The sequence below is a fragment of the Collinsella sp. An2 genome, assembly GCF_002160065.1.
Lineage (GTDB): Bacteria > Actinomycetota > Coriobacteriia > Coriobacteriales > Coriobacteriaceae > Limicola.
In genome coordinates, this window is sequence record NZ_NFJW01000001.1 from 313,317 (window position 1) to 339,751 (window position 26,435).

Below are 26,435 nucleotides of genomic sequence, written 5' to 3' on the forward strand. Positions count from 1 at the left end.
ATGCCAGCGCCTCGTGGCGCCGATGGCGGCGCAGCGCCTCAGAAAGCAAGAGATTGTGCGTGTGGATGCGCAATGGTAAGAGGAAGGCCGATGCCAAAATGCCGATGAAGATGCCCGAGGGGTTTCTCTGGGGAGGTGCCGTTGCGGCGCACCAGATTGAGGGGGCGTGGAACGTTGATGACCGTGGGCCTAGCGTATGCGATGTCATGACGGCTGGTGGCCCCCATCGTCCGCGGCGTATCACAAACGGAGTGCTTCCTGGCGAGTATTACCCCAACCACGATGGTATCGATTTTTACCATACATACGAGCATGATCTCGACCTCTTTCAAGAGATGGGCTTCTCTTGCTTTCGCACATCGATTTCTTGGTCGCGCATCTTTCCGCGCGGAGACGAGGACGAGCCGAGCGAAGCTGGTCTTGCCTTTTATGACAAGCTCTTTGATGCAATGCATGCGCGGGGGATCGAGCCGGTGGTTACCATTAGCCATTTCGAGATGCCCTATCACCTGGCAAAAGAGTACGGAGGCTTCCGTGATCGCCGCCTCATTGACTTCTACCTTCGTTTCTGTGAAGTGATATTTAAGCGCTATCACAATAAGGTTCGTTGGTGGATGCTGTTTAACGAGATCAACAATCAAACCGATGTGACGCGCGACATCTACGCGTTCACCAATTCAGGCGTCACCTATACGCCGGCCGATAACCGACGGCAGGTGATGTATCAGGTGGTGCACAACGAGCTCGTTGCAGGCGCTCGGGCTCGCCAGCTGGCTCGTCAAATCGACCCGAAGATGAAGATCGGTTGTATGGTGGCGTGGGTGCCGATTTATCCGGCAAGCGCTGACCCTGCAGACCAGATGAGCGCGCTCGATGCCATGCATGACCGGTTCTTGTTTACCGATGTGTATCTGCGTGGGCATTATCCTGCGTACATACGTAAACAGTGGAAGCGCGAGGGCATTCAGATCGATATCCACGACGGCGATCTCGAGGCCCTTAGAGAGGGAACCGTCGATTTCATCGGGTTGAGCTATTACATGTCCTCTGCGTCACGGGCGGGGGCTACTGGAGATGCCGACGAACGGGGATTTGAATCGTCGGTTTCCAACCCCTATCTCGAGAAGAGCGCATGGGGATGGAACATTGATCCTACGGGACTCACATACACCCTCGCGACGCTCTACGAGCGCTACGAGGTTCCGCTTTTTGTGGTGGAAAACGGTTTCGGTGCGTACGACATTCCAGATGAGAGCGGCTACATCGCCGACGACTACCGCATCGATTACCTCCGTAAACATATTGCCGCTCTCGAGCGCGCTGTTGTAGATGAGGGGGTCGAAGTTATCGGGTATACCGTTTGGGGATGCATTGACGTGGTCAGCTTCACCACCGGCGAAATGGAGAAGCGCTACGGCATGATTTACGTTGATCGCGACAACGAAGGGCATGGCACGCTCGAGCGACGCAGGAAGAAATCGTTTTATTGGTATCAGCATGTGATAGAGACGAATGGCGAGGAGCTGTGATGATACGCGGCGTGAATCTCGGCGGATGGCTTGCGCTCGAGCGGTGGATTACGCCGAATCTATTTGAGGGGATTGCTGCGGCTGACGAACGGGAGTTTTACGAGGAGCTCGGCTGGCAACAGGCTTGCGACCGCCTTGTACGGCATCGTGAGAGCTTCATCGACGAGAAGGATTTCGCCTTTATCCACGAGGCGGGCTGTTCGCTCATTCGTCTGCCTGTCCCCTACAGCGTCTTTGGGGATGTGGAAGGCAGGCTGGGCTGCATCGAGTATGTTGATCGCGCCTTTGAGTGGGCAGAACGGTACGGGCTGGACATCCTGATCGACCTCCATACCGTGCCCGGCTGTGCAAACGGTCTTGAAAACGGTGGTGTATGCGGTCTGTGCACGTGGCACCAGGATGAGAAGAACGTTGATGTTACCCTGGATGTTCTCGAGCGCCTCGCGAGTCGATACGCGAAATCCTCGGCGCTCTTTGGCATCGAGCCTGTGAACGAGCCGGCCAGCAAAGCGTTTCTAGCTAACGCCGTGCGTGGCTACCGCGGGCGTTACGACGACCGTCTTGAAAAATCTACTGCGGTTCCCTCGACGTTTCTTCGTGATTTTTACGAGCGAGCCTATCGACTACTTGTTCCGATTATGGGAGAGGATCGATATGTGGTGCTGCAGGATGGCTTTCGCTTAGGCGAGTGGGATGACGTTATGCCGCCCGCGGCGTACCCGGCTGTTATGATCGACACGCATCAGTATCTCAACTTCGCACGTTACGAACTGGGAGAGCGCAATCTCTGTCGCAACTATTTTGGTTTTGCGTGGGATCGTTTCGCTCCCGCCCTCGACGCGGCGGCGCAGCACCATCCGGTGCTTGTTGGCGAGTGGACCTTGGCGCATCGGCCTGGAGACCTCAATGCCATGTCGTCAGAACGCGCGTATCGATATTGGCGTGCCATCGCTGAGGTTCAGCAAGCGACTTTTTCTGAGTGCGCAGGATGGGTGTACTTCACTTACAGGGTCGATGACCCAGATAGGCCTGCTTGGGATTTTCGAAATGTAGTGAATGCTGGCTGGTTATCGCTGTAATTAGACGCAGCGCTTCCCGTCGTTGATGTGGACTGGGGCTTGGCGTGTTTGGCCTGAATGGTACTGGGGGTTGATATGGGATTGTTCGATAGGTTCATTCGTTCTTCCGTCGGTAAAGGCGACAGTGGGGCTGATTCTGCGGCTCCTGCTTCGGTGAAGGCTTCGGCTATGAGGGATGTGCTTTGCGCTCCGGTTTCAGGTCGCGTGATTCGCATGGCCGATGTCCCTGACCCTGTTTTCTCCCAAGAAGTACTGGGCAAGGGCTGTGCGATATGGCCAGATACAGACATCGTCTACGCTCCCTTGTCAGGATCGATTACGGTTGTTATGGGGCATGCCGTAGGAATTAGCGGCGACGATGGCACCGAGGTGTTGGTGCATATTGGAGTGGATACCGTCGATATGAACGGTGCCGGCTTCACTGGTTTTGTAAAGACGGGCGATCATGTAGATGCGGGCCAGCCGCTGATTCGCATGGATCGTTTGGCGATTAGGGCGGCGGGACATCCTGACTGTGTGGTGCTCGCCGTTTCAAACACGGACTCGTTCGCCGACGTTGAGCTCGCTGTTGAGGGTGAGGTCTCGGTTCTTGCGGGCTCTCCTGTCGTAACGGTGCGGCGCTCATAGGGGTTTCTCGAGCGTCCTCATCCGGTCTTGATCCTGTTATGTGGTTGTGCGTGATGTGCGCTCGTGCTGATAGATGCGTGCGTCCGGCACGAGTTGCGTGCGGCGTTTTCAAGTTCCGTGCGCCAAACGAAAGTTGCGGGCGCGATTCGTCCATTTCTGGCTTCTCGGGAGGCGTTTTTTGGACAAAACCCTCTATCAATTTTGATAGGGCGCACGTAACGGCGACGGGGCGCACGCAACTCGCATCGGACGCACGTGACTCTGACAAGGCGCACGCAACTCCGACAAGGGGCGTGCAACGAGCGGCGGAGCGTACGCAGCACTGATGGAAAGCGCGCAACACGAGGTTTCCTCGCCGCGACGCTCACGCAACCTGATAGCATATCGGGCGTATGACCGCCGACGCCCAGGGGAGAGGCGTCGGGACATCGACTCGACAAGAAGGGATCGTCATGATCAAAGAGATCGTGAAGGACGAGGAGTTCCTGAGCAAGCCGGCCGAGCCTGCGACTGCGGAGGACGCCGAAATCGGTCAGGACCTGCGCGACACCATGGAGTCGCTTGATGACTGCGTGTGCCTGGCAGCCAATCAGATCGGTTCCACGAAGGCCGTCATCGCCTACGAGGACGCCGGCCGCATCTGGGTGATGTACAACCCGAAGATGATTGCGTCCATTCAGCCCTATGAGACTGTTGAGGGCTGCGTCTCGCGTGAGGAACCCAGCCAGGTCAAGCGCTACAAGATGATTCGCGTCTCGTATCAGGTGCTCTCGAACGGCGGGCTCGTGCGCCGCACCAAGCAGCTGACGGGTTGGACCGCCGAGATCGTCCAGCACGGTCTTGATCACCTCGCAGGCAAGCTGGTGTAACGCTTGTTGCAGCATAATGTGAGGATGTGGCTGCCCCTGGTGGGGCTTGCGTTTGCCGCGTTCATGTTCAACACTTCGGAGTTCATGCCGGTGGGGCTGCTGACCGACATCGCCGGATCGTTTGCGCTCAGTGAGGCGCAGGCAGGCATGATGATTTCCATCTATGCCTGGGCGGTCATGGCGTTGTCGCTGCCGCTCATGATCTTGGGCTCGAAGTTGCCCATGCGCACGCTGCTGCTCGTGGTGATCGCGGTCTTTCTTACCGGTCAGGCCGCTTCCGCCGCAGCGCCAACGTTTCCGCTGCTTGTTGCCGCCCGTTTGCTCGTCGCAGCAGCACATGCCGTGTTTTGGTCGATCGCCTCGCCTCTGGCGACGCGCATCGCCGATGACCAGCATGCCTCCACTGCCATGAGCATGGTGGTCACGGGGTCGTCGGTAGCTATGATCTTCGGTATGCCGCTGGGGCGCGTTATCGGGTTGGCCGTGGGCTGGCGCATGACGTTTGCCTGCGTGGGAGCGGTCGCGCTCTGCGTGCTGCTGCTCATGATGGCCGTGATGCCCCGCCTGGAGAAGGGTGAGCCGTTTACGCTCGCACAGCTGCCCGGCTTGCTTCAAAACCGGTCGCTCATGGCAATCTATGCGGTAACGATTCTGGCGGCCACGGGGTATTACACGGGCTACAGCTATATCGAGCCGTTCTTGCAGCAGATTGCCGGCCTTGCGGACGGTACCATCACCGCTGCGCTCATGGTGTTTGGCTGCGCAGGTATCGTAGGCAGTCTTTTGTTTTCGCGTTTCTACGACGGACACCGCGTGGGCTTTTCGCGCATCATGATCGCCGGCCTTTCGCTTGCCCTGCTGCTTATGGTCGCGACGGGCGTCTCACCGGCGGCGGTGTTTGGCATCTGCTTTATCTGGGGCCTGAGCGCCACGGCGTTCAATGTGGCCTTCCAGGCAGAGATCATTCATGCGACGCCGCCGGATGCCTCGGCCGTTGCCATGTCGATCTTCTCGGGGCTTTTTAACCTGGGAATCGGCTGCGGCACGTGGTTCGGCGGCATGGTGACGGATTCGGTCGGTATCGGATCGGTCGGGCTGGTGGGCGGCGCCATCGCCGCCGTGGCACTTGTGGTGTGCTGCGCCACGATGGGAGGACGCCGCCGATCTGTCGAGGCTACTTTACGGTAAGCACCGGCACGTCTACCGAGCGCAGGACGCCGTAGCTCACGCTGCCCAACATGCCGCGCAGGGCGCCGAGGCCGCGGCGCCCCATGACCACCAGGTCGATGTCGTGGCTGGTCACATATTCGGCAATGCCTTCGACGGGCGACCCCGCGATGATGGCCGTAGGCGTCACCGTGCAGGTCGCCCCATCTTTTGCGTCGTTGATGACGCCCTGCATGTCGGCGCGTACACGGTGAAGGATTGCTCCCATGACGCTGTCGTATTCCAGGGGAGTGGTGCTTGCCAACGGGTCGCCAAATGTGTCGCTGTCAATCGAGGGGCCGGGTACCGCGCCAATGGATACCACGGTGACCACATGCACCTCCGCGTCGGGGTCGTCTCCGACCATCCCCAAAGCGACGTGCAGGGCACTGATGGCGTGCTCCGATTCGTCGTAGGGGACAAGCACGTTCTTGAACAACATGGCTGCTCCTCCCACTTGGGTTTGACGCTTACTGCGGTTATACCCCTGGTCGCTCATGTTGGGACGGGGTTCTTTTTAGTTGGGAGACTGTTTCGGTCATCTCTTGGCGCGTTTGCCGCTGGCCACCTTGAGTTCTTGCAGCATCGCCTTTTGCTCCGCCGTGATCCGTCTGCTTTCGCGTGCCTTCTGGAGCGCCTTGTTGTGGGTCCATGTGTCCAATCGGGGCGGGCGCTCTTGAAAGAGCGGCAGCGTGGCACCGGGCTGCTTGATGAGCGCAAACGAGAAGTACCAGGCGCGCGCCATGTTGATGTAGTACTCATCGCGCTTGATGGCCGCAACGAGGTCGAGCTGGGACGGTTCGAAGGCATCGTCCAAAAAGAGCTCCATGAGCTGGACCACGCCAAAGCGCACGACGTACTCGGTGCAAGGACCCGTTGCGGAAATCCAGCTGCGGATCTTGGCGAGTACGGCGGGCAGGTTCTTCTTAAAGGCCGGCACACGAATGAGGTCGCAGGTAGCCCAGTTGTCCACGTGGGGGAGGAAGGCGTCCAGCAGCTCAAAGGCTTCTTCGGGCGTTTTGGACATGAGGCCGATGAGCTCGCCGTGGAGACTCATTTCCTCGTAGAGGTCATGTGCTGGAGACGCGAGAAAAGACCGCGCCTCTTCGGGGCGCGTGCGGGCAAGCGAGCGCGCATAGCGTCTGAGATCTGGCGTGCGGACGCCCAGGATGCGCGTCGGGTCGACCGTGGGAACCAGTTTGGCCTGAAACGCCTGGTAGGCAGGGTCGGCCAGTGCGGCGAGCTCTCTCGCGATGTCATCATTCATGCGAACCTCCCATTCGCCATTGGGGACGGGTACAAATGGCAGCTTTCACCATTGGGGACGGGTACAAATGGCAGACAGCTGGTGGACGCGCCGCTTTAGGCCGCCGACACCGCTCCACCGCTATCGAAAGCGGCCATCGCTGCCATTTGTACCCGTCCCCAATGGCACGTTTCCGGTGACAGAGCCCAGCGGCAAGTCAGGCGAGGAGTTCGCCCAGTATGCGGGCGAACTCTCGAACAAGCCAGTTGGTGCGTCGCTTGGGCCAGAAGGCGAAGTACTCGCGCACGAGCTGGCCTTCGGCGGCGATAAGCGGTACATGTCGTATCACCTTTCCGGTGGAGACGTTGGGGTCGCGCACCTCTAGCGGTAGGAACCCACGGTTGCCCGCGACCATGAGGTGGGCTTCTTCAAGCGAGTTTGCAAAGACAAAGGGGCAGGGGAAGTTGAGCGTGTCGCGATAGTAAGCGCGTTCGGCAGCGCGCGTCTCGCCCGTTGCCACAAGAATGCACGACGAGTCGGCCAGCTCGGAGACGCTCACCTGGTCGTGTGCCGAAAGTGCATTGGCTTCGGAGACTTCAATGACGGTATAGCGGGTGGTGAGGTGTATGTTTTCAAACTCGTCCGAAAGCTCTCGCCGCCGGTCGCTGAACGCCAGGTCGACATCGTCGTCAATCATGCGCTGATACAGCTCTTCATGGCTGCCAGGCATGGCGGTAACGGTGATCTCGGGGTGGCGCAAGGTGAACGCCGCAACCGCGCTGGGAACCTCCCATCCTTCATATCGGCTCAGGTAGCCCACGCGAAGTTCGCGCTCATCGCCATCGGCAAGATGCTCGATTTCGAAGCGCATGCGGTCGATGCGGTCGATTGCCTCTCGAGCGGCGGAAAGCGCGAGTTCACCGGCCGGAGTAAGCTCGATATGACGCCCAGAACGAAGCAGCAACTCGCAGCCCAGCTCGCGCTCGAGGGACTTGATCTGCTGCGAGATGGCAGACTGTGAGACGTGGCAGCGCTGCGAGGCCGCCGTGAAGCCGTTGCATTCGGCCACGGCGCGGAAGTATTCAAGCTGGCGAAGAAGCATGCAACCCCCTTTGCTGGCTTTGATGAGGATGGGTCGTTTTCGGCCATTCGTTGTTGCGAAGTCCGCCTGCTCCTGAATGACGTAAAACAGCCCTATCTCGACTTAGGCAACTCGACAGGCCCTCCTCGTTCCAAGACATATTAGAAATTCTAATAAACAAGCGTGGCAAATTGAATAAAAGATAAGCAAAACCATCCATATAGTAAGCGGTGTCAGGCAACCGGATGTGGGAGAGGTTAGATTCAAATGACAAGACCCCTGATTGCGTATTTTTCGCGCGCTGGACAGAACTATGTAAACGGCCAGGTGAGAGCACTCGCCGTGGGCAACACCGAAGTCGTTGCTCGCATGATTGCCGAGGAGACCGGCGGCGATCTGTTTCGCATCGAGACAGTACACGAGTATGCCGTCGATTACACGGAGTGCACGGAGGAGGCGGCAGACGAGAAGCGCTTGAAGGCGCGTCCTAAGCTTCGCGCCCTGCCCAAGAATATCGACGATTACGACACGGTCATTCTCGGCTATCCCAACTGGTGGGGCACCATGCCCATGGCGGTCTATACCTTCCTGGAGTCGTTCGATTTCACGAACAAGGTAATCATGCCGTTCTGTACACATGAGGGCAGCGGCCTTTCCGGAACCGAGCGTGACATCGCCCGCACCTGCCCAGGTGCGGAGGTCGTGGCCGGGCTTGCCATCCACGGTGCCGATGCCGCGCACGCCCGCTCGCAGGTGCAGGCATGGCTCGCGCACAACGGCTTCTAACCCATCGCTTGCCATTGGGGACGGGTACAAATGATTTGACGTGCCATTGGGGACGGGTACAAATGACAGATTATGCCAATGGGGATGCGTCGTCGCGCCATTGGGGACGGGTACAAATGGCTACTTGAAAAGTCGTCTCCGCCAAACCTCCAAGCCCGCTTCGTTCTCTCCCACATGCTTCGACGCTTCGGACGACCAACCCCAAATTGACTGAAGGCGCTCGGCACTAACCCCCTAGCAATTGGAACACCTGAAAGGAAATACACCATGAGTAAGAACGTCATGATCGTCACAGGTGCGGGCCAAATCAGCATGGCCATCGCGCGACGCATGGGCGCCGGCATGAAGATCGTCATGGGCGACAAGAATCCGGCCAATGCCGAGACCATCGCTACCACCATGAACAACGCCGGTTTCGACGTGACACCGGTCGAGATGGATCTTTCCAGCCGCGCCTCTATCAAAGAGCTGATTGCCAAGGCTCAGGAATTCGGTCCCATTACCATGCTCGTGAACGGTGCGGGCGTGAGTCCCAGCCAGGCACCCGTCGAGGCCATTCTCAACGTTGATCTCTACGGCACGGCCGTGTTGCTGGAAGAGGTCGGCCGCGTCATCGAGCCGGGTGGCGTGGGCGTGACCATCTCAAGCCAGTCCGGCCACCGCATGCCCGCCCTTTCGCTCGAGGAGGACGAGCAGCTCGCCTGCACGCCCACCGAGGAGCTTCTCAGCCTTCCGTTGCTCCAGCCTGAGAACATCCGCGACACACTTCACGCGTACCAGCTTGCCAAGCGCTGCAACGAGAAGCGCGTGATGATGGAGTCTGTGCGCTGGGGCCAGAAGGGTGCTCGCGTGAACTCAATCAGCCCCGGCATCATCGTGACGCCGCTTGCCATCGACGAGTTCAACGGTCCGCGCGGCGACTTCTACAAAAACATGTTCGCTCAGTGCCCGGCGGGTCGCCCCGGCACGGCCGATGAGGTGGCCAACGTGGCCGAGCTGCTCATGAGCAACAAGGGTGCGTTCATCACCGGGGCGGACTTCCTGGTGGATGGCGGCGCCACGGCGAGCTACTTCTATGGCCCGCTTAGGCCGTAGCTCTGCATTTGTAGCCATTGGGGACGGGCACAAATGACTGCTTTCGTTCAAAACGATATGCCGGCGCTGCGTCCAACAGGCTTGCGCTATGCATGGTTTGCATAGCGATATGCGAGGAACATCGGCGAATATGCTCTTACACGGCGGGAGAATGCGCCAAAGAGGGGTTTGTAACAAGACAACGAGCATCACAACCGGGAGGTTTTTCATGACAATTTCAGCAGCGCGCCGCGTGCTCGGCAACAGCGGAATCGAGGTATCGCCCGTAGGGCTCGGCTGTATGGGGCTCACCCATGCAAGCGGTGATGCGATGCCCACGCATGAGGCGGCGCGTGTGATTCGCGAGGCGTTCGAGGCGGGCTATACCTTCTTCGACACAGCTGAATGCTACGCGGGCGAGGATGCCGAGGGCAACGAGCTCTACAACGAGGTCGCGGTGGGCGAGGCCCTGCGCCCCGTGCGTGATCAGGTGGTGATTGCCACCAAGTTCGGCGTGCAGCACAACCCGGACAAGACGCTGCGTATGGACAGCCGCCCCGAGACCATCCGCGCCTCCGTGGAGGGCAGTCTGCGCCGCCTGGGCATCGACTACATCGACCTCTACTACCAGCACCGCATCGACCCCAACGTGGAGCCGGAGGAGGTCGCCGGCGTCATGGCCGACCTCATCCGCGAGGGCAAGATTCGCGCCTGGGGTATCTCCGAGGCCACGGAGGATTATCTGCGCCGCGCACATGCCGTCTGCCCGGTGGCGGCCGTGCAGAATCGCTACTCCATGTTGGCGCGCTGGCATGAGCCGCTCTTCCCGGTGCTCGAGGAACTCAACGTGGCGCTTGTGGCGTTCAGTCCCATGGCGAACGGCTTCCTCACCGGCGCGTACTCGCCGACCACGCAGTTCGAGGGTGTGCAGGACTTTCGCGACGGCATGCCGCAGTACACCGAGCAGGGCTACGAGAAGGACCGCGCGGTACTCGACCTTATCGGTGGCCTGGCGCGCGAGAAGGGCGCGACGATGGCGCAGATTTCGCTGGCGTGGATGCTCTGCAAGAAGCCGTGGATCATCCCGATTCCGGGCAGCCGCAAGCCAGAGCGTCTGCGCGAGAACTTCGGCGCGGCGCGCGTGGAGCTCACTACCAACGAGGTGGCGCGCATCGACGCCGCGCTCGACAGCATGGACCTCGCTGTCTTCGGCGGCCACGGCGCGAAGTAGAAGCGCCCTGCCATTGGGGACGGGTACAAGCACCCTGCCATTGGGGACGGGTACAAATGGCAGGTCACATTCAAAGCGAGCGCTTTCCTACATTGAGGGATGCGCCGTTCCGAGCCGCCGGTACCGCTCTGTTGCCAGCGCAAGTAGCCATTTCTGCCATATGTACCCGTCCCCAATGGCTAACCAACGGCAATCTGCCATTTGTACCCGTCCCCAATGGCCAATGGCAGAGCGAAACATATAGTTGGAATGCTACTATCCAACACGCTATCTGCGACAGCGCGGCGCCGGCGCGCCGGCGGGGGAGGTGCCATGTCCAAGAGCACGAAGGAGGCCATCGCGCGGGCGTTCGTCGAGCTGGTCGGCGAGCGGGGGATCGACAAGCTGAGCGTCACCGACGTCATCAGCCGGTGCGGCATGGCGCGCCAGACGTTCTACTACTACTTCCACGACCTGGATGAACTCACGGGGTGGTGCATCGAGCAGACCTTCAGCGACGTCGTCGCCCAGGGCGAGCGAAACTGCGACCCGCTCGCGACGGTGGAACTGTTCGTGGACCGGGTGGCAGAGAACCGCGTGCTGCTCAACCACCTCGTGCTGTCGCCCCGTCGTGCCGATGTCGAGCACATCACCGCGCGGTGTTTGCGCACCTGCTTTGAGCAGCTCGTCCGGGTGGAGAACCCCCGACCGGACCTCGTGGGCCCCGCGCTCGATACGGCGCTGAGCCTGTACGCCTACGGTATCACGGGGCTGCTGTTCGAGCGCTGCCTGCAGCCGGACCTCGACCGCGCCGCGCTCGCCCACCAGATCGTTGACATCGTGTACGGGGCACCAGGCGGTCGCTGCATCTGACACATCGCCCAATCTGTCTGGATTACACCCGCTCGCGTCCGGCAAGACTACGTTCGGACGCGTCTCGCGCGCCTCGACCGGACTACGAAAGGCGACCCCATGAACGAAGTCAAGCAGCCCAAACGGCCCCTCATCTACTACTATCTCATCGCACTCGCCCTGTTGTTGGCGTTCAACCTGCTTGTCATGCCGAGCATTACGACTACGCCCGTGCAGGAGACCGATTACGGTACCTTCATGCGCATGACCGAGGACCACGACATCGGCAAGGTCGAGATTGACGAGCAGCAGAACGAGATCCGCTTCACCGACAAGGACGATAAGAACGTCTACTCGACCGCCATGGTGAGCGACCCCGACCTCACCGAGCGCCTCTACGACGCGGGCGCCGACTTCTCGGGCGAGGTGGTGCAGCAGACGCCCCTGTGGTTGAGCATCCTAGCGTGGATCCTGCCCATCGTGGTGTTCATTGCGATCGGTAACTACATGAGCCGAAAGCTCATGGAGCGCGCGGGCGGCGGGCCCGGCGCCATGGGCTTCAACCTGGGCAAGAGCAATGCGAAGATTTACGTGCAGTCCACCGAGGGCATCCGCTTCGACGACGTGGCGGGCGAGGACGAGGCAAAGGAGAATCTGGCCGAGGTCGTGGACTACCTGCACAATCCCGACAAGTACAAGGCTGTGGGTGCGGCCATGCCCAAGGGCATCCTGCTGGTGGGACCTCCCGGGACGGGCAAGACCATGCTCGCCAAGGCCGTCGCCGGCGAGTCGGGCGTGCCGTTCTTCTCCATCTCGGGCTCGGAGTTCGTGGAGATGTTCGTGGGCGCTGGCGCCGCCAAGGTGCGCGACCTGTTCAAGCAGGCCAAGGAGAAGGCGCCGTGCATCGTCTTCATCGACGAGATCGACGCAGTGGGCGAGAAGCGCGGCGGCGCCGCGGGCGTGAGCGGAAACGACGAACGCGAGCAGACCTTGAACCAGCTCCTGACCGAGATGGACGGCTTCGAGGAGAACAGCGGCGTCATCATCCTGGCCGCCACCAACCGCCCCGACTCGCTTGACCCGGCGCTCACCCGTCCGGGACGCTTCGACAGGCGCGTGCCCGTGGAGTTGCCCGATCTCGCGGGGCGCGAGGCCATCCTCAAGGTCCACGCGAAGAAGGTCAAGACCGAGGGCCCGATCGACTTCAACAAGATCGCTCGCATGGCGAGCGGCGCTTCGGGCGCGGAGCTCGCGAACATCGTGAACGAGGCGGCGCTGCGCGCGGTGCGCGACGGACGGCCGGGCGCGCGGCAGGACGACTTCGAGGAGAGTATCGAGACGGTCATCGCCGGCTACCAGAAGAAGAACGCCATCCTCTCCGACGAGGAGAAGCGCATCGTGGCCTACCACGAGATAGGGCACGCGCTCGTGGCAGCCGAGCAGACCCACTCGGCGCCGGTCACCAAGATCACCATCGTGCCGCGCACCTCGGGCGCGCTGGGCTACACCATGCAGGTGGACACGGGGCAGAAGAACCTGCTTTCGCGCGAGGAGCTGGAGAACAAGATTGCCACGCTCACCGGCGGCCGTGCGGCCGAGGAGGTGGTCTTCGGGATGGTGACGACGGGCGCTTCCAACGACATCGAGCAGGCCACCAAGCTGGCGCGCGCCATGATCTGCCAGTACGGCATGACCGACTAGTTCGACATGGTGGCGCTCGAGACCGTCACCAACCGCTACCTGGGCGGCGACGCATCGCTCGCGTGCTCGGCGGAGACCCAAGCGAAGGTGGACCAGCGCGTGGTGGAGCTCGTGCGCCGCGAGCACGAGAGGGCGCGCAAGATCCTCGAGGACCATCGCGACAAGCTCGACGAGCTCGCGCAGCATCTCTACGAGAAAGAGACCGTTACCGGCGAGGAGTTCATGCAGATCCTGAACGCATGACGGCACGTTCGGCGGTCCCCAATTTGCCATTGGGGACGGGTACAAATGACAGATTTAACTTACTCGGCCATTCCCGTGTCGCGTTCTCCCCGTAGGACTATGGTGTAAGCAGGGAAGTGATGATGCCATGTGGCTCGCATTCGCGGCGGGGTCCGCGCTGTTTTCGGGGTTGACGGCAATCTTGGCCAAGTGTGGCATTCGCCAGACGGATTCGACGGTCGCCACGGCCATCCGGACCATCGTGGTGCTGGCATGCTCGTGGCTCATGGTCCTGGTGGTGGGCTCCGCCGGGCAAATGACGCACCTGGATCCAAAGACGTGGCTGTTCCTCGTGCTCTCCGGCTTGGCCACGGGAGCATCGTGGCTTTGCTATTTCCGCGCCCTGCAGCTGGGGAGCGTCAATCACGTCACGCCCATCGACAAGTCGAGCACGGTCATGACCATGGTGCTCGCGGCGGTGCTGCTCGGGGAGCCGTTCGGTCCCGCACAGCTTGCGGCGACGGTACTCATCGGCGTGGGCACCGTCGCCATGATCCAACCGAGCGGCGAAGGGCGTGGGCAGGCTCTAGGGGAAGGGACTGCCGGGACGGGCGAGCGTCCCGGCTGGCTCATGTACGCGCTGCTCTCGGCCGTCTTTGCCGCGCTGACCGCGATTCTCGGCAAAGTGGGCATGCAGGGTGTGGAGTCCAATCTGGGTACGGCCATCCGCACGGTGGTGGTGCTCGTCATGGCGTGGCTCATGGTGGCGATAACCGGCAAGACCTCTCAGGTGCGCGCGGTGCCCCGTCGTGAGCTGACATTCATATGTCTTTCGGGCGTTGCGACGGGTGCGGCGTGGCTGTGCTATTACCGCGCGCTGCAGGAGGGGCCGGCGAGCGTGGTGGTGCCGGTCGATAAGCTGAGCATTCTCGTGACCATCGCCTTCTCGCGCATCGTGTTTGGCGAGCGCCTTACACCGCGCGCGGCGCTCGGCCTTGTGCTCGTGGTTGCCGGTACCCTCCTCGTCGCCCTCGCGTAAGCCGCACCCCCTGCCATTGGGGACGGGTACAAATGGTGCCATTGGGGACGGGTACAAATGGCAGATTTCTGTCATTGGGGACGGGTGCGAATGACAGCTTTCACTCAAGTCGGAGCCCTCCCTCAGCCGGAAGACGCGCTGCCCCAAGCCGTCGGCGCTGTTCCGCTGCTACTGGAAGCGGTCATTTCTGCCATTTGTACCCGTCCCCAATGGCAAGTCCAGGCGGTGCAGGCGATGCGGGTCCATACAGCGTTGCGTTCCGCGTACGTAGGGGATTTCCGGGTACCCGAAGCCGATAATCATGCCGACGTAGTGGCTCTCTGGGATCCTCAGCAGCGCGCGGACGTCGGGCATGAGGTCGAGCACGGCAAGCGGGAAGGTCATCATCACGGCGCCAAGACCGCGGGAGGCGCACAGTAGCTCAAAGTACGTGCCCGCGATGATGACGTCCTGCACCGGCTCGCCGTTGCCGAGCGGCGCGTGCGGAATGAACACGTGAGGCGCGCCGCAGAAGAACATATCGGGGCGGACCGTCTGCTCCCAGCCGCGCATGTCCTCGTAGGCTTCCCGACCAAAGCCCTCCGGGTAGATGCCCTGCTCGGCAAGCTGACCCATCCTGTTCCGCACGACGGCACGCAGTCGGTCCATCCGGTCCATGTCATCGACCAGCGTGAACTCGACCTGTTGCTTGTTGCCGCCGTTGGGCGCGTTGGCGAGAAGGTCAATCATCTGGTCCACTACGTCGCGCGGCACGTTGCGGCGCCGGTAGCGGCGACAGGAGCGCCGGCCCGCTACGAGGGCGTCCATGACGGGCGCAGCTTCGCTGGAATGCGCCACGGGCAAGCTGTCTTCCGGCTGCTTGTCCAATACGCTCACCGCGCCCATTGGGCAGACGGCCAGGCAGTGATCGCACTTCCAGCAGCCGTTCCAGCCAAACTCCTCAAAACCGCGCATGCGCGGGCGACGGTCGTCACCCATCTCGAGCACTCCGCCGGGGCAGACGTTGACGCAACGTCCGCATCCGACGCACGCATCGCTGACGATGAAGCGCGCGGCGTTCATCGCACGTCCCCCGTCTCCTGCGTCCGTCGCGCCGCGACGCCGCTGAACTCGCAGCCCGCGAGTTGGTCGTCGGGCAGACGGCACGCACGGCGCTCGCGCGCCACGAGCTTGCGCACAAAGTCGGTTGCGGGGTGGGCGAGGAGCTCGGCCGGCTCCGCGTACTGCTGGATGGTCCCGCCGTCCAGCACTAACACGCGCGTGCCAAGCCTGAGCGCCTCCGAGACGTCGTGCGTGACAAAGAGCACCGTGATCCCTGTCTCTTCGTGGATGCGCTTGATTTCCTCCTGCAGCTGGGCGCGCGTGAGCTCGTCCACCGCGCCGAACGGCTCGTCCATAAGCAGGATGTCCGGGGAGGCTGCGAGCGCCCGCGCGATGCCCACGCGCTGCGCCTGGCCACCGGAGAGCTCGTCGGGATAGCGGCCGCGCAGCGCCGGATCCAGCCCCACGATGCCCATCCACTTGTCCACGGCCGCCTTGGTCCGCGCGCGGTCACGGCGGTTGAGCAGGTTGGGTACGTAGGCAATGTTTTGCTCGACCGTCATGTGCGGGAAGAGCACGCTGCCCTGGATGGCGTAGCCAATGGACCGCCGCAGCTCGACCAGGTCCATTTCGGCAATGTCCCGGCCGTTTACCAGAATCCGCCCGGCATCCGGCGCGATGAGGCCGTTCACCATCTTGAGCGCAGTGGTCTTGCCGCCGCCCGACGCGCCGACGATCGTCACGAACGCGCCCTTCTCAATCTTCAAGTTGAAATGGTTGAGAACCACGTGGTTCCCGTATGCTTTGCTGATGTCTTTGAATTCGACGGCAGTGTCCATGGCCGTTCTCCTTTCCTAGTTGTCGAGAAGCCCGGCGCGCTCGAGGTAGTCCCGCGCCACGTCGGCGGGCTCGGCGCCCTCGGTCTCCACCTCGTAGTTCATCTGCGCCATGTCTGCGTCGGTGATGGTGCCGTCGAGTTTCTCCAGCACGGCGCGCAGCTCCGGGTGCTCCTCCAGCACCTCGTTGCGGACCACGTTGCCGCAGAGGTAGGACGGGAAGAAGCCCTTGTCGTCCTCGAGCACCACGGCGTCGGCGGCGGAGAGCTGGCCGTCGGTAGTGAAGATCACCATGACGTCGATCTGGCCCTGCGCGAGCGCCTGGTACTTGAGGCCGATGTCCAGGTCCATGGTGTTGCCGAAGCTCAGGCCGTACGTTGCGCACAGCGCGTCGTAGCCGTCCTCGCGCTCGAAGAAGTCGTACTCGGCGCCAAAGGTGAGCTGCGACGCCACGGCGGCGAGGTCGGAGTAGGTCTCAATGCCGTATTGCTCGGCCACCTCGCGGCGCACCACGAGGCCGTAGGTGTTGTTGAAGCCGTACATGCCGACCCAGCTCATGTCGTAGTCGTCGGCGTAGCGCTGCTCCAGCGTGCCGAACTGGTCCTCGCTGTAGACGCCCGACTCGCCCAGCACCTCGTTCCAGGCAGTGCCGGTGTACTCGGGATAGAGGTCGAACTCGCCGGACTCCATGGCGGGCTGGATGTTGGACGTGCCGCCGCCCACGCCCTCCGTGAGCTCGACATCAAGGTCGGTATCCTGTTCGATGAGCAGCTTCAGGGCCTCGCCCATGATGTACTGCTCGGTCATGGGCTTGGTGGCCACGTGGATGACGGCGGAGACAGGCGCGGGCATGAGTGACACCACGGCGGCCACGACGCAGGCCGCCACCGCGACCATCGCGGCGATGCGGTTATGGCGGCGCGCCTGAGCGCTGCGCAGCTGCATGCGCTTCTCGACCACGCCCAGGACCAGGTCCACCACGAGCGCAAGCACGGCGATGATGAGGCTGCCGGCGATGGTCATGGCCGCGTTGTTGGTGGTGATGCCGCGGTAGATGGCCACGCCCAGACCGCCCGCGCCGATGAACGACGCAATGCCCGCGAGCGCGATGGTCATGGTGACCATGCTACGGATACCGTTCATGATGACCGGCCGTGCCAGCGGCAGCTTGACCTTCACGAGGATCTGCCAGCGCGTGCTGCCCATGCCGCGCGCCGCCTCCAGGATGGCCGGGTCAATGGTGGTAAGTCCCGTGTGGGTGTTGCGGACCATGGGCAAAAGCGCGTAGACCGTAAGGGCGATGATCGCCGTGGCGTCGCCCACGCCCGTGAACGGGATGAGGAAGCCCAGCATGCTGATGGACGGGATGGTGTAGAGGAGGTTCACCACGGCGAGCGTGGGCTTGGCGGCGCGCGTGAACTCGCTGATGAGGATGCCCGCGATGCCGCCGATTACGATGGCTATGGCGATGGCGGCAAACGAGATCTGCAGGTGCTCGACAAGGAGGCCCGCGAAGAAGTCGCTACGGGTGGCGAGGAGCTGGATGACGTCGTTGATCATTTATGCGTCCCTCCGTTCGATGGCGTGTACGGGGCAGTTCTCGGCGCAAAGGCCGCAGTGCAGGCAGTGGTCCTGGTCGATGCGGTAGGGGGCGCTGCTTGCGTCCGTGCTGCCGGGTTCCGCCTCTACAACGCACCGCTGCGGGCAGACGCGCTGGCAAGTGCCGCAGCCGATGCAGGCGTCTGTGATCTGGAAGCCGCGGGGTGCCGGCACGGCGTCGCCCAGCGTGAAGCTGTGGCGGTCGATGGGGCTTACGCCCAGGTCAAAGAGCTCTATCTCCCCGTTGCCCAGCGCAAAGGCTTCCAGTACGTAACGAGCGTCGCCGGGGTAGACGTTGTTCATAGACGGGTTGTTGTCGAAGATCTTGTCGATCCAGGCGTGTTGCTCTGCATCCGGCAGTCGGCGCGCCCGGCCCTGGAAGCGGACCATCTTGAAGTCCCGCGTGAGGCCGGTGACCGCCACGCGGCCATCCTCGATGAGCTGGCGGTAGAAGTTCTTGCCGCGCGCTGTGCAGAAGATAACGGCGCCCGGCTCGGCGAGCATGACGTCGATGATGCGGATCTGCGGTGCGCCGGTCTCGTCCACGGTGGCAAACGATGCATCGCGGATGTGGCGTAGCAGGTTGATGCAGTCTTGTGCAGTGATATTGAGCGGACCGTCCGACGGCGCTTCTTCCATAGTCTTGCCTCCGATACGCTAAGGTGTATCAATAACTATTACAACCTTATTGTTGAGGAGGGCAAAGGGGAGGGGAAGTACGCACTTTGAAGTGGCCTAGTTACCGCGCAGTAACTATCGGCGAGGGGCGAGCGTGGCAGCGCGGTCAGCCTGGGCGCTTGGCAAGAACCTGTTTGGACACCTTAGACGTGCTCGAGGTGCAAGGCAGGGACCGCTCGTCTCATGAGCAGAACAACGTATGAGGGAGGGACTTGCTATTCCCACGGCTTGGGGAGCATATCCGGGCGTTCGGGCTCGACCATATGCTGATAGCCGCAGCCCCAGTCCCACATGGCGCTCAGGACAGGCTTCAGGCTGAGGCCCAGCGGGGTGAGCGTGTATTCCACGCGAGGTGGAATCTCAGGATAGATAGTACGAGTGACGAGGCCGTTTTCTTCCATCTCTCTTAGGCGCGCCGTGAGCACCTTCTGTGAAATGCCGCTGAGCGATCGTTTGAGTTCGCCGAATCGCTTGGTACCGCTTAAGAGCTCGCGCAGGATAAGCGTGGTCCATTTGTCGCGGATCAGCGTAAGCGTCGTCTCAACAGGGCATGCGGGCAGCGGCGACGAGACCATGGCGACTCCTTTCGCGAGGCGGCGGGATAAAGCAGTTTCCCATGGATACTACCACGTTGCTATCCGCCATTGGGGACGGGTACAAATGACAGCCCTCAACCAAGAAAGACAGGCTTACTGAGGGGCCAAACGGGAAGTCGCGGGACCGTAACAGGATAGTATCGTGCCGGCAATGCTCTCGTCATGGTGACGAAATGCGTTTTTCGTACCTTGGGACCGCAGTTTCGTCCATCATGAGGAGGCATATATGTCTGCGTACCCCAAGCTCAAGGTCGCCGCTGTTCAAATGGCGCCGGTGATGCTCGACCTCGATGCCACGGTCTACAAGGTGTGTGGCTTTATCCGCGAAGCCGGTGAGGCCGGTGCCAAGGTCATTGGCTTTCCTGAGGCCATTGTTCCTGGGTATCCCTGGTGGATTTGGATGAAAAATCCTGGCGATGGCATGAAGCACTACGTTGACCTCTATCGGAATTCCGTTGAGATTCCTAGCCATGCTGTTCGCAAGCTGAGCGACGCTGCGCGTGAGGCTGGGGCATATGCATGCGTTTCGGTTACCGAGAAAGAAGATGCCTCGCTCTACCTCACGCAGCTTTGGTTTGATCCGCAGGGCAATCTGGTAGGAAAACACCGCAAAATGAAGGCCACCAACGCCGAAATGACCATCTGGGGTGACGGCGATGGATGCATGATGCCCGTTCTCGACACCGAGTATGGCCGGTTGGGCGGTCTTCAGTGCTGGGAGCATTACATTCCACTGAACATCGCCACCATGGCTGCTCAAAACGAGCAGATTCACGTTTCGTCGTGGCCGATCGGTCTGCCCGACCCCACACATCCGTTCGCCGTTCAGCAGTGCAAGAACGCGGCCGATTATTATGCGCTTACCAACGGGTGTTTCGTCCTTCAGGCTTCGCAAATCTGGACTGAGGAGCAAGCGGACCGCCTGTGCGATACGCCCGAGCAGCGTGCCATGATGGGCTTTGGTCACGGATTTACCCGTATTCTTGGCCCCAACGGCTGCGTGCTCTCCGAGCTCGCCCACGATGAAGAGGGCGTGTGCTATGCGGATATCGATCTTGCGGATATCATCCCGGTGAAATATTTCATCGATACAGCGGGCCACTACTCTACACCTGGCGTTATGCAGCTATATGTGGATATGAGCGAGCACAAGGCGGTTCATCTGAACGGCAAGCCTGAACCCAAAACCATGAGTTACGAAGAAATCCAGGAACTCGACGCATAGCGTGACCAGTCGCTGATATTGATGCGCTCATAGTGCCATTGGGGACGGGTACAAATGACAGCTTGCGAATGACAGCCTGTGCTGTGGGCCATTGGATGAAAAAAGCCCCTATCCCCTGGCCTCGATTCCATGGCCAGGGGATAGGGGCAACTCGGCATGTCGAAGGCCGATGTCGATAGGGGGGTGCCCTTACATCACCGCGTCATCTGCGGTGAAGTTCCCAAGGGAGCCGGTCTTCACCTGGATGCAGAGGTAGCTGATGCCCTCGTCGTCGGCCGCGAAGAACTGACGCATGCCCGCGGGGTCGATGCGCAGCCAATCGCCCGCGGTGAGTTCGACGGTCTCGCCGTCGATGACGACCTTGCCCTTACCGGAGAGGATTCCATAGATTTCCTCGTTATCCTTGTGGGCGTGGGCGAACGGCACGCTGCCGCCGGCGGGCAGGTGGTTGATGCTGATCTCAGCGCCGGTCAGGCCCAGCGCGTCATGAAGCTCAGTGCGGGGGCTGTCGTCTATGTGGGTAGTTTTGAAGTTGCTCATGGCTGCTCCTTGTTTGCCGGTGGATGATGTATCCAAAACGGTTACGTCTACAAGAGAGACTATACGTCCCTATAGGTGTAGTGTCAACGGTTACAACAACATTTTGTGATGGTCGAAGTTCCATCGCCCTGGGACAGCGCGTGACGAGGCGGCGCTGAGACAGTACTTCTATCGAAGTCGGCTTGAAGCCTCGGCTCGAAATGAGACGGTTTGACGTTATGGACACAGGGCTGCGCTACGGCTGCTCATCGGTCCCATCAAGGGGGATATCGGCGAGCACCTCGGCGAGCGTCATCCGGGAGAGCTCATGCTCAAACGCCTGCTGCGCGCGCTCCAGGCGGCCGTCGAGCGCACGGTGGATGTTGCGGCCTACGGGGCAGAGCTCGTTGGGGTTCTCGTGGAAGTGGAACAGGCCGGTGCTGTCATCGCCTTCGGTGGCACGGTAGATGTCGAGCAGGGTGATCTCGGCGAGCGGACGCGTGATTGTGACGCCGCCCGTCCCGCGTGTGACCTCAATGAGTCCCGCGGCCTTTAGCTTCTGAAGGAGCCGGCGCACCACGACGGGATTGGTGCCGATGCTGCTCGCTATGAAATCGCTGGTCACCTTGCGGTTGCGAAAGACGTGGGCGCATGCCAGCAGGTGCACCGCCATGGTGAATCTCGACGAAACGCGCATCCGTCCCTCCTCGCCGACTGAACGCTATAGCCGCTATCCTGCGGAAACCGACGTATTCATACTACAGCAGCAACGCATGGGAGAATCTGCCATTGTGCCATTGGGGACGGGTACAAATGACAGCTTTCGCTCAAGGCGTCTTCCATTGAGGACCTGTCACTCCAGGCCTCCGTTGCCGCTCTGCTGCTACCGGAAGCAGCTATTTCTGTCATTTGTACCCGTCCCCAATGGCAAAGGGGATGCTTTCGGTCAGAATAACCCTGTTTCTACAGTGGGGGCGGATTGGGGAAAAGAACGGTCGTCGACAAGCGGCGCGGTTTCGGCAAGGTGCTGCATGTTCTGGTCATAGTTCATGGTAAAGACGCAGCCAAAGAGCACGTCGAGCACAAACTGCAACGCGATGTGCGAAGCGAACTGCGAGATGCGCAGCTGCGGATGCTCGCGATCGCTGATCTGTAGGCCAAGATCAATGTCGGGATGCAACTTAATGGCCTCTTCGGTGCCAATAAAGATGATGGGCACGCGCCTGATGTGCAATATACGCATGACGCTTGCCAGGAACGTGGCCCGTCCGGAATACGAGATAACAATGGCTACGCAGTGCGAGGTAAGCTCCGCCGCGGTGATTCGCTGGTCTTCGTCAGATTGGGGCACGAGGGCTGTCTTGCCAAGACGATGTAGGCGGTCGCGGAACGACTCAGCAACCTGGGCGTTGTGAGAATGCGTGAATACACCAATTTGTTGCGCTCCATTGGCCAGTCGTGCTGCGCGAGAGAGCTGGGCAAAGTCCATGCATGCGATGGCGTCGGATAGAGTCAGCTCGTAGAGCGCTTTGAGGCCATAGGCGATGGTTCGCGGCGAATCGCCCTTGCTAAACGGGTAGTCGATATTGACCGCCGCGGTCTCTAGGCGCTGTTCTCCATAGCGGGTGAGCTCGGTTTTAAACTCCTTGAACCCCTTGAGTCCAATTTTCTTGCAGAAGCGACTGATACTGGCCGGCGACATATGCGCCTTGCGCGCAAGGTCTTCGATCGTGCATCCATCGATGCGGTCTTGCATCTTGAATACGGTTTTGATGAGCGTGCGGTCCGCTGGCGTGAGGTTGTCGCACGATTGAATGCGATGCACGATGTCCATAGCGCTCCTTTCCGCTCAAGATCATTGTCCAGTCTAGCGCGCCTGCTCGTTTTTATGAGGCTATGAACGACGACTGACCTTCGCGTTTTCAAAACATGTCAGCTTTTCAGACGCTCGGCACGGGTAATCCTGAAAAGAATTTCCCACCTTGCTCGTGCGCCGCCAGGGTGCTTCTGCCTGCTCCGATACTGCTTGCTAGACAAGGTCAGCGTATGAAAGGAGCAGGAATGGCCGCCACAGCACAAGATGCCTCGAACACCCAGCGGGGCATCAAGATCGTTACCATCGGAGGCGGTTCGAGCTATACGCCCGAGCTGATGGAAGGGTTTATCAAGCGGTATGACGAGCTGCCCGTTCGCGAGATCTGGCTCGTGGACGTCGAAGAGGGAAAGGAAAAGGTCGACATCATTGCTGCGATGGCGCGTCGCCAGTGGAAGGCCGCGGGACACGACGTCGACATCCATGTGACGCTCGACCGCCGCGAGGCTTTGCCAGGCGCCGATTTCGTGACCACGCAGTTCCGTGTGGGCTTTCTCTACGCTCGCATCAAGGACGAGCGTATTCCACTTGCACACGGCATGCTCGGCCAGGAGACCAACGGTGCCGGCGGCATGTTCAAAGCGTTCCGCACCATTCCGGTTATTGGTCAGATTATCGCCGACATGCGCGAGCTCTGCCCGGATGCTTGGCTTATCAACTTCACCAATCCTTCCGGTATGGTCACCGAGGCTGCCATCAAGCATTTTGGGTGGAAGAAAACCGTTGGCCTGTGCAACATCCCCGTCATCTCAATGATGAAGGAGCCGGCGCTCATCGGCCGCGATCCACGGGACCTTACGTTCCGTTTCGCAGGCATCAACCATTTCCACTGGCACAAGGTTTATGACAATCACGGCAACGATCTGACCGACGAGATGATCGAGCACGTCAACGACCCAGACGGCCCGTTCCCCGCGAACATCTTTGCCGCGGAGTTCCCCTCCGACCTGCTGCACTCTATGCATCTCATGCCCTGCGGCTATCACCGTTACTACTACATGGCAGACGAGATGCTTGGCCATTGTGTGGATGACTACAAGATTAACGACACCCGCGCTGAGCATGTGAAAGAGGTCGAGGACGAACTCTTCGAGTTATACCGCGATCCGAATCTCGACCACAAGCCCGCCCAGCTTGCCGAGCGCGGCGGCGCATATTACTCCGATGCTGCGTGCGAATGCATTTGCGCCATCTACAACGACAAACACGAGCACATGGTGGTTTCGACTCAGAATAACGGTGCCCTGCCCGATCTCGACCCCACTTCGATTGTCGAAGTTTCTTGTTTGGTGGGCGCGCACGGACCTGAACCCATTGCATGGGGTCCGCTCCCGTCGGCGGAAAAGGGTTGGCTGCGCGTGATGAAAGCCATGGAGGAGCTCACGATCAAAGCCGCCCTTACCGGTGACTACGGGACGGCGCTTGAAGCGTTCACCATCAATCCGCTCGTGGCTAAGAATCCCGAGGCGCGCGTTGTACTCAACCACCTGCTGTTGGCGCACGAGAAGTACCTGCCGCAGTTTGCCGACGCCATTGCAAAGCTCAAAGCGGCGGGCGAGCACGTGACCGATCCGGTAGTGCTCAAGCTCATGGAAGAGGGGAAGTAGCCGCTCTGCGGGTCTGCTGTACCCATTCGAACACGACGGAAGGGTAGGAGGTTCCGCGCTCCTAGCTCTGTACAGCGTATTCATGCCGCATACGTCAGATAGAGAGCTGTCATTGAGCGACGGAATTTCGGAAGAGGAGGAGATGGCATGGTAGGAATCGTTTTTGCGAGCCATGGTGGTCTTGCGGAGGGGGTGAAAGACTCCGTCTCGATGGTGTTCGGTGACCAGCCGGATGTGACGGCAGTCTCGCTTCTGCCAAGTATGGCACCTGAGAATTTTCGGGCGGCGCTTGATAGTGCTGTTGCAGGCCTGTCCGAACCCGAAAATGTGCTTGTGCTTATTGACTTGTGGGGTGGCACGCCCTTCAACCAAACGTCCGCAGCGCTTGCCGACCATTCGGGGTGGGCGCTTGTAACGGGTTTGAATCTGCCGATGGCAATTGAGGCATGCGCCTCACGTGGCGCGGCGAAGAGTGCCCGCGATCTGGCCGGACAGTTGATGGTAGAGGGCAGGCGCGGCGTTCGTGTTTTGCCTGAGGACCTCGCGCCTCAGCCCAAGCGTGTTTCCGCAGCTTCGACGGCTGCGCATGCTGCGCCGGCGCCGGCGGGGGAGGGCGGTCTACAGATCAAGTGGACGCGCATCGACTCGCGTCTGCTCCATGGCCAGGTGGCTATGGCGTGGTCGAAGGAGATTCGCCCCGACCGCATCATCGTGGTGTCCGATAACGTTGCCCACGACGAGCTGCGCAAGAACCTTATTACGCAGGCTGCCCCTCCGGGAATCAAAGCAAATGTGTGCCCGGTTTCTAAGCTCATCCAAATCGCACACGATTCCCGATTTGCGCGCACGACGGCGCTGCTGCTCTTCGAAACGCCGCAGGATGTTGTTCGCGTCATTGAGGGCGGCGTGCCGCTCGAGCATATCAACGTGGGCTCTATGGCGCATTCTGCCGGAAAGATTGCCATCAACGACACGGTATCTATTGATGCGCAGGACGCCGAGGCGTTTAAGCAGCTGCACGACCGAGGATGCAGGCTTGGCTGGCAGAAAGTCCCTGCCGACCATGAAGAGCCTGTTTGGCCGCTGGTAGAGAAGAGTGGCCTGCTGTCTTAGAAGCAGATGTTGCATATAAGAAGGGAGTAATCCATGGAAATCATTCTGGTCCTGTTGGTGGCGCTGCTCGCCGGCTTTGAGGGTATTCTCGACGCCTTTGAGTTCCACCAGCCCATTGTGGCCTGTACGCTTATTGGCGTGGTGACAGGTCATCCGGCCGAGGGCATCGCGTTGGGCGGCTCGCTGCAGCTCGTGGCACTCGGTTGGATGAATATCGGTCCCGCCGTTGCACCCGATGCCGCGCTGTGCTCGGTTGCCTCAGCCATCCTCGTCTGCATGAAGGGCGTCGACATGGGCGTGGGCATCTCGGCCGCTATGGCGCTTGCCGTCGCTGGCCTGGGCCTCACCATCATTGTGCGCACCATCACCGTTGGTCTTATCCATGCTGCCGACTCTGCAGCGGACAAAGGTAGCATCCGAGGCGTCGAGGCGGCGCATCTTACGGCGCTGCTGCTTCAGGGCCTGCGCGTCGTCATTCCTGCGGCGCTCATCATCGCTGTTCCTGTCGACGTCGTGCAGGGAGCTCTCGACGCTATTCCCAGCTGGGTGACGACGGGTCTTTCGACCGCAGGTGGCTTCATCGTCGCTGTGGGCTATGCCATGGTCATCAACATGATGGCAACTCCCAAGCTTTGGCCGTTCTTCTTCCTGGGCTTTGCTTTTGCGGCGCTTTCCCAGCTTAATCTCATCGTGCTCGGCATTATCGGTCTGTGCATCGCCTTCATCTATATCCAGCTCGCACCCGAGTTCAATCAGCAGAGTGTGCAGGCGACGGGAGCCGCGGGCGACGACCTCGACGCGATTATCAACGATTACGAATAGGAAGG

At 60.7% G+C, this 26,435-nt stretch carries 25 protein-coding genes and 1 pseudogene; 15 read left to right on the plus strand and 11 right to left on the minus strand.

Annotation, left to right across the window (positions count from 1 at the left end):
• Positions 1-98 precede the first annotated feature (98 nt).
• The 5 genes from B5F33_RS01460 to B5F33_RS01480 all read left to right on the plus strand — a co-directional run bounded on the left by B5F33_RS01460 (position 99) and on the right by B5F33_RS01480 (position 5,292).
• On the plus strand, positions 99-1,529 hold the full coding sequence (locus tag B5F33_RS01460) for a 6-phospho-beta-glucosidase (protein WP_087410004.1): 1,431 nt from the start codon (positions 99-101) through the stop codon (positions 1,527-1,529).
• Positions 1,529-2,608 (plus strand): cellulase family glycosylhydrolase, encoded by a 1,080-nt coding sequence (locus B5F33_RS01465; protein WP_087410005.1) that lies wholly within the window; start codon positions 1,529-1,531, stop codon positions 2,606-2,608. Before B5F33_RS01460 ends, B5F33_RS01465 begins: the two co-directional genes overlap by 1 nt.
• A 75-nt stretch (positions 2,609-2,683) precedes the next feature.
• A complete protein-coding gene (locus B5F33_RS01470) occupies positions 2,684-3,235 on the plus strand; it encodes a PTS glucose transporter subunit IIA (RefSeq protein ID WP_087410006.1) in 552 nt (183 codons plus the stop codon).
• A 452-nt stretch (positions 3,236-3,687) separates the two neighbouring features.
• Entirely contained in the window at positions 3,688-4,104 is a 417-nt protein-coding gene (locus tag B5F33_RS01475) for a peptide deformylase (protein WP_087410007.1), read from the plus strand.
• 24 nt (positions 4,105-4,128) lie between these two features.
• Positions 4,129-5,292, plus strand: coding sequence for an MFS transporter (locus tag B5F33_RS01480; protein ID WP_087410008.1), 1,164 nt, complete (start codon positions 4,129-4,131; stop codon positions 5,290-5,292).
• Here the strand turns inward: B5F33_RS01480 and B5F33_RS01485 are convergent.
• The 3 genes from B5F33_RS01485 to B5F33_RS01495 form a co-directional block, all read right to left on the minus strand.
• Positions 5,279-5,752 (minus strand): universal stress protein, encoded by a 474-nt coding sequence (locus B5F33_RS01485; protein WP_087410009.1) that lies wholly within the window; start codon positions 5,750-5,752, stop codon positions 5,279-5,281. The two genes, B5F33_RS01480 and B5F33_RS01485, sit on opposite strands and share 14 nt — an antisense overlap.
• Positions 5,753-5,848: 96 nt before the next feature.
• Positions 5,849-6,577: a DNA alkylation repair protein gene (locus tag B5F33_RS01490; protein WP_087410010.1), complete on the minus strand. Its 729-nt coding sequence runs from the start codon at positions 6,575-6,577 to the stop codon at positions 5,849-5,851.
• A gap of 196 nt (positions 6,578-6,773) precedes the next feature.
• Positions 6,774-7,658, minus strand: coding sequence for a LysR family transcriptional regulator (locus tag B5F33_RS01495; protein ID WP_087410011.1), 885 nt, complete (start codon positions 7,656-7,658; stop codon positions 6,774-6,776).
• 246 nt (positions 7,659-7,904) lie between these two features.
• On the opposite strand from B5F33_RS01495, the gene B5F33_RS01500 reads away from it, so the two are divergent.
• The 6 genes and pseudogenes from B5F33_RS01500 (at position 7,905) to B5F33_RS01525 (ending at position 14,521) form a co-directional block, all read left to right on the plus strand.
• A complete protein-coding gene (locus B5F33_RS01500; RefSeq protein ID WP_087410012.1) occupies positions 7,905-8,423 on the plus strand; it encodes a flavodoxin in 519 nt (172 codons plus the stop codon).
• 267 nt (positions 8,424-8,690) lie between these two features.
• A complete protein-coding gene (locus B5F33_RS01505) occupies positions 8,691-9,518 on the plus strand; it encodes an SDR family oxidoreductase (protein ID WP_087410013.1) in 828 nt (275 codons plus the stop codon).
• A gap of 208 nt (positions 9,519-9,726) precedes the next feature.
• On the plus strand, positions 9,727-10,728 hold the full coding sequence (locus tag B5F33_RS01510; protein WP_204214327.1) for an aldo/keto reductase: 1,002 nt from the start codon (positions 9,727-9,729) through the stop codon (positions 10,726-10,728).
• Positions 10,729-11,040: 312 nt separating this feature from the next.
• Positions 11,041-11,580, plus strand: a complete 540-nt coding sequence (locus tag B5F33_RS01515) for a TetR family transcriptional regulator (RefSeq protein WP_158095272.1) — start codon at positions 11,041-11,043, stop codon at positions 11,578-11,580.
• A gap of 99 nt (positions 11,581-11,679) precedes the next feature.
• Positions 11,680-13,503 (plus strand): annotated as a pseudogene (gene ftsH / locus B5F33_RS01520) (ATP-dependent zinc metalloprotease FtsH).
• A gap of 127 nt (positions 13,504-13,630) precedes the next feature.
• Positions 13,631-14,521 (plus strand): EamA family transporter, encoded by an 891-nt coding sequence (locus B5F33_RS01525; protein WP_087410016.1) that lies wholly within the window; start codon positions 13,631-13,633, stop codon positions 14,519-14,521.
• Between the two features lie 168 nt (positions 14,522-14,689).
• Here B5F33_RS01525 and B5F33_RS01530 read toward each other — a convergent pair whose 3' ends face one another.
• The 5 genes from B5F33_RS01530 to B5F33_RS01550 form a co-directional block, all read right to left on the minus strand.
• Complete coding sequence (locus B5F33_RS01530; RefSeq protein ID WP_087410017.1) at positions 14,690-15,583, minus strand: nitroreductase family protein; 894 nt, start codon at positions 15,581-15,583, stop codon at positions 14,690-14,692.
• Complete coding sequence (locus B5F33_RS01535) at positions 15,580-16,401, minus strand: ABC transporter ATP-binding protein (protein ID WP_087410018.1); 822 nt, start codon at positions 16,399-16,401, stop codon at positions 15,580-15,582. Before B5F33_RS01535 ends, B5F33_RS01530 begins: the two co-directional genes overlap by 4 nt.
• Positions 16,402-16,416: 15 nt before the next feature.
• Positions 16,417-17,958, minus strand: a complete 1,542-nt coding sequence (locus B5F33_RS01540) for a glycine betaine ABC transporter substrate-binding protein (protein ID WP_087410019.1) — start codon at positions 17,956-17,958, stop codon at positions 16,417-16,419.
• A complete protein-coding gene (locus tag B5F33_RS01545) occupies positions 17,959-18,636 on the minus strand; it encodes a 4Fe-4S binding protein (protein WP_087410020.1) in 678 nt (225 codons plus the stop codon).
• A gap of 254 nt (positions 18,637-18,890) precedes the next feature.
• Positions 18,891-19,250 carry a helix-turn-helix domain-containing protein gene (locus B5F33_RS01550; RefSeq protein ID WP_087410021.1) on the minus strand — a complete coding sequence of 120 codons (360 nt, stop codon included), beginning with the start codon at positions 19,248-19,250 and terminating at the stop codon, positions 18,891-18,893.
• Positions 19,251-19,497: 247 nt separating this feature from the next.
• On the opposite strand from B5F33_RS01550, the gene B5F33_RS01555 reads away from it, so the two are divergent.
• A complete protein-coding gene (locus tag B5F33_RS01555) occupies positions 19,498-20,496 on the plus strand; it encodes a carbon-nitrogen hydrolase family protein (protein WP_087410022.1) in 999 nt (332 codons plus the stop codon).
• Positions 20,497-20,685: 189 nt separating this feature from the next.
• Here the strand turns inward: B5F33_RS01555 and B5F33_RS01560 are convergent, their stop codons facing one another.
• From B5F33_RS01560 to B5F33_RS01570, 3 genes are all read right to left on the minus strand, one after another.
• Complete coding sequence (locus B5F33_RS01560) at positions 20,686-21,036, minus strand: cupin domain-containing protein (protein WP_087410023.1); 351 nt, start codon at positions 21,034-21,036, stop codon at positions 20,686-20,688.
• 235 nt (positions 21,037-21,271) lie between these two features.
• The gene (locus tag B5F33_RS01565; protein WP_087410024.1) at positions 21,272-21,712 is read right to left on the minus strand and encodes an Rrf2 family transcriptional regulator; all 441 of its coding nucleotides are present in this window, start codon (positions 21,710-21,712) and stop codon (positions 21,272-21,274) included.
• 249 nt (positions 21,713-21,961) lie between these two features.
• Positions 21,962-22,849, minus strand: coding sequence for a MurR/RpiR family transcriptional regulator (locus B5F33_RS01570; protein ID WP_087410025.1), 888 nt, complete (start codon positions 22,847-22,849; stop codon positions 21,962-21,964).
• Positions 22,850-23,076: 227 nt separating this feature from the next.
• On the opposite strand from B5F33_RS01570, the gene B5F33_RS01575 reads away from it, so the two are divergent.
• From B5F33_RS01575 to B5F33_RS01585, 3 genes are all read left to right on the plus strand, one after another.
• Positions 23,077-24,495: a 6-phospho-beta-glucosidase gene (locus tag B5F33_RS01575; protein WP_087410026.1), complete on the plus strand. Its 1,419-nt coding sequence runs from the start codon at positions 23,077-23,079 to the stop codon at positions 24,493-24,495.
• 147 nt (positions 24,496-24,642) lie between these two features.
• Positions 24,643-25,608: a PTS sugar transporter subunit IIB gene (locus tag B5F33_RS01580; RefSeq protein WP_087410027.1), complete on the plus strand. Its 966-nt coding sequence runs from the start codon at positions 24,643-24,645 to the stop codon at positions 25,606-25,608.
• A gap of 33 nt (positions 25,609-25,641) precedes the next feature.
• A complete protein-coding gene (locus tag B5F33_RS01585; RefSeq protein WP_087410028.1) occupies positions 25,642-26,430 on the plus strand; it encodes a PTS mannose/fructose/sorbose transporter subunit IIC in 789 nt (262 codons plus the stop codon).
• Positions 26,431-26,435: the final 5 nt, after the last annotated feature.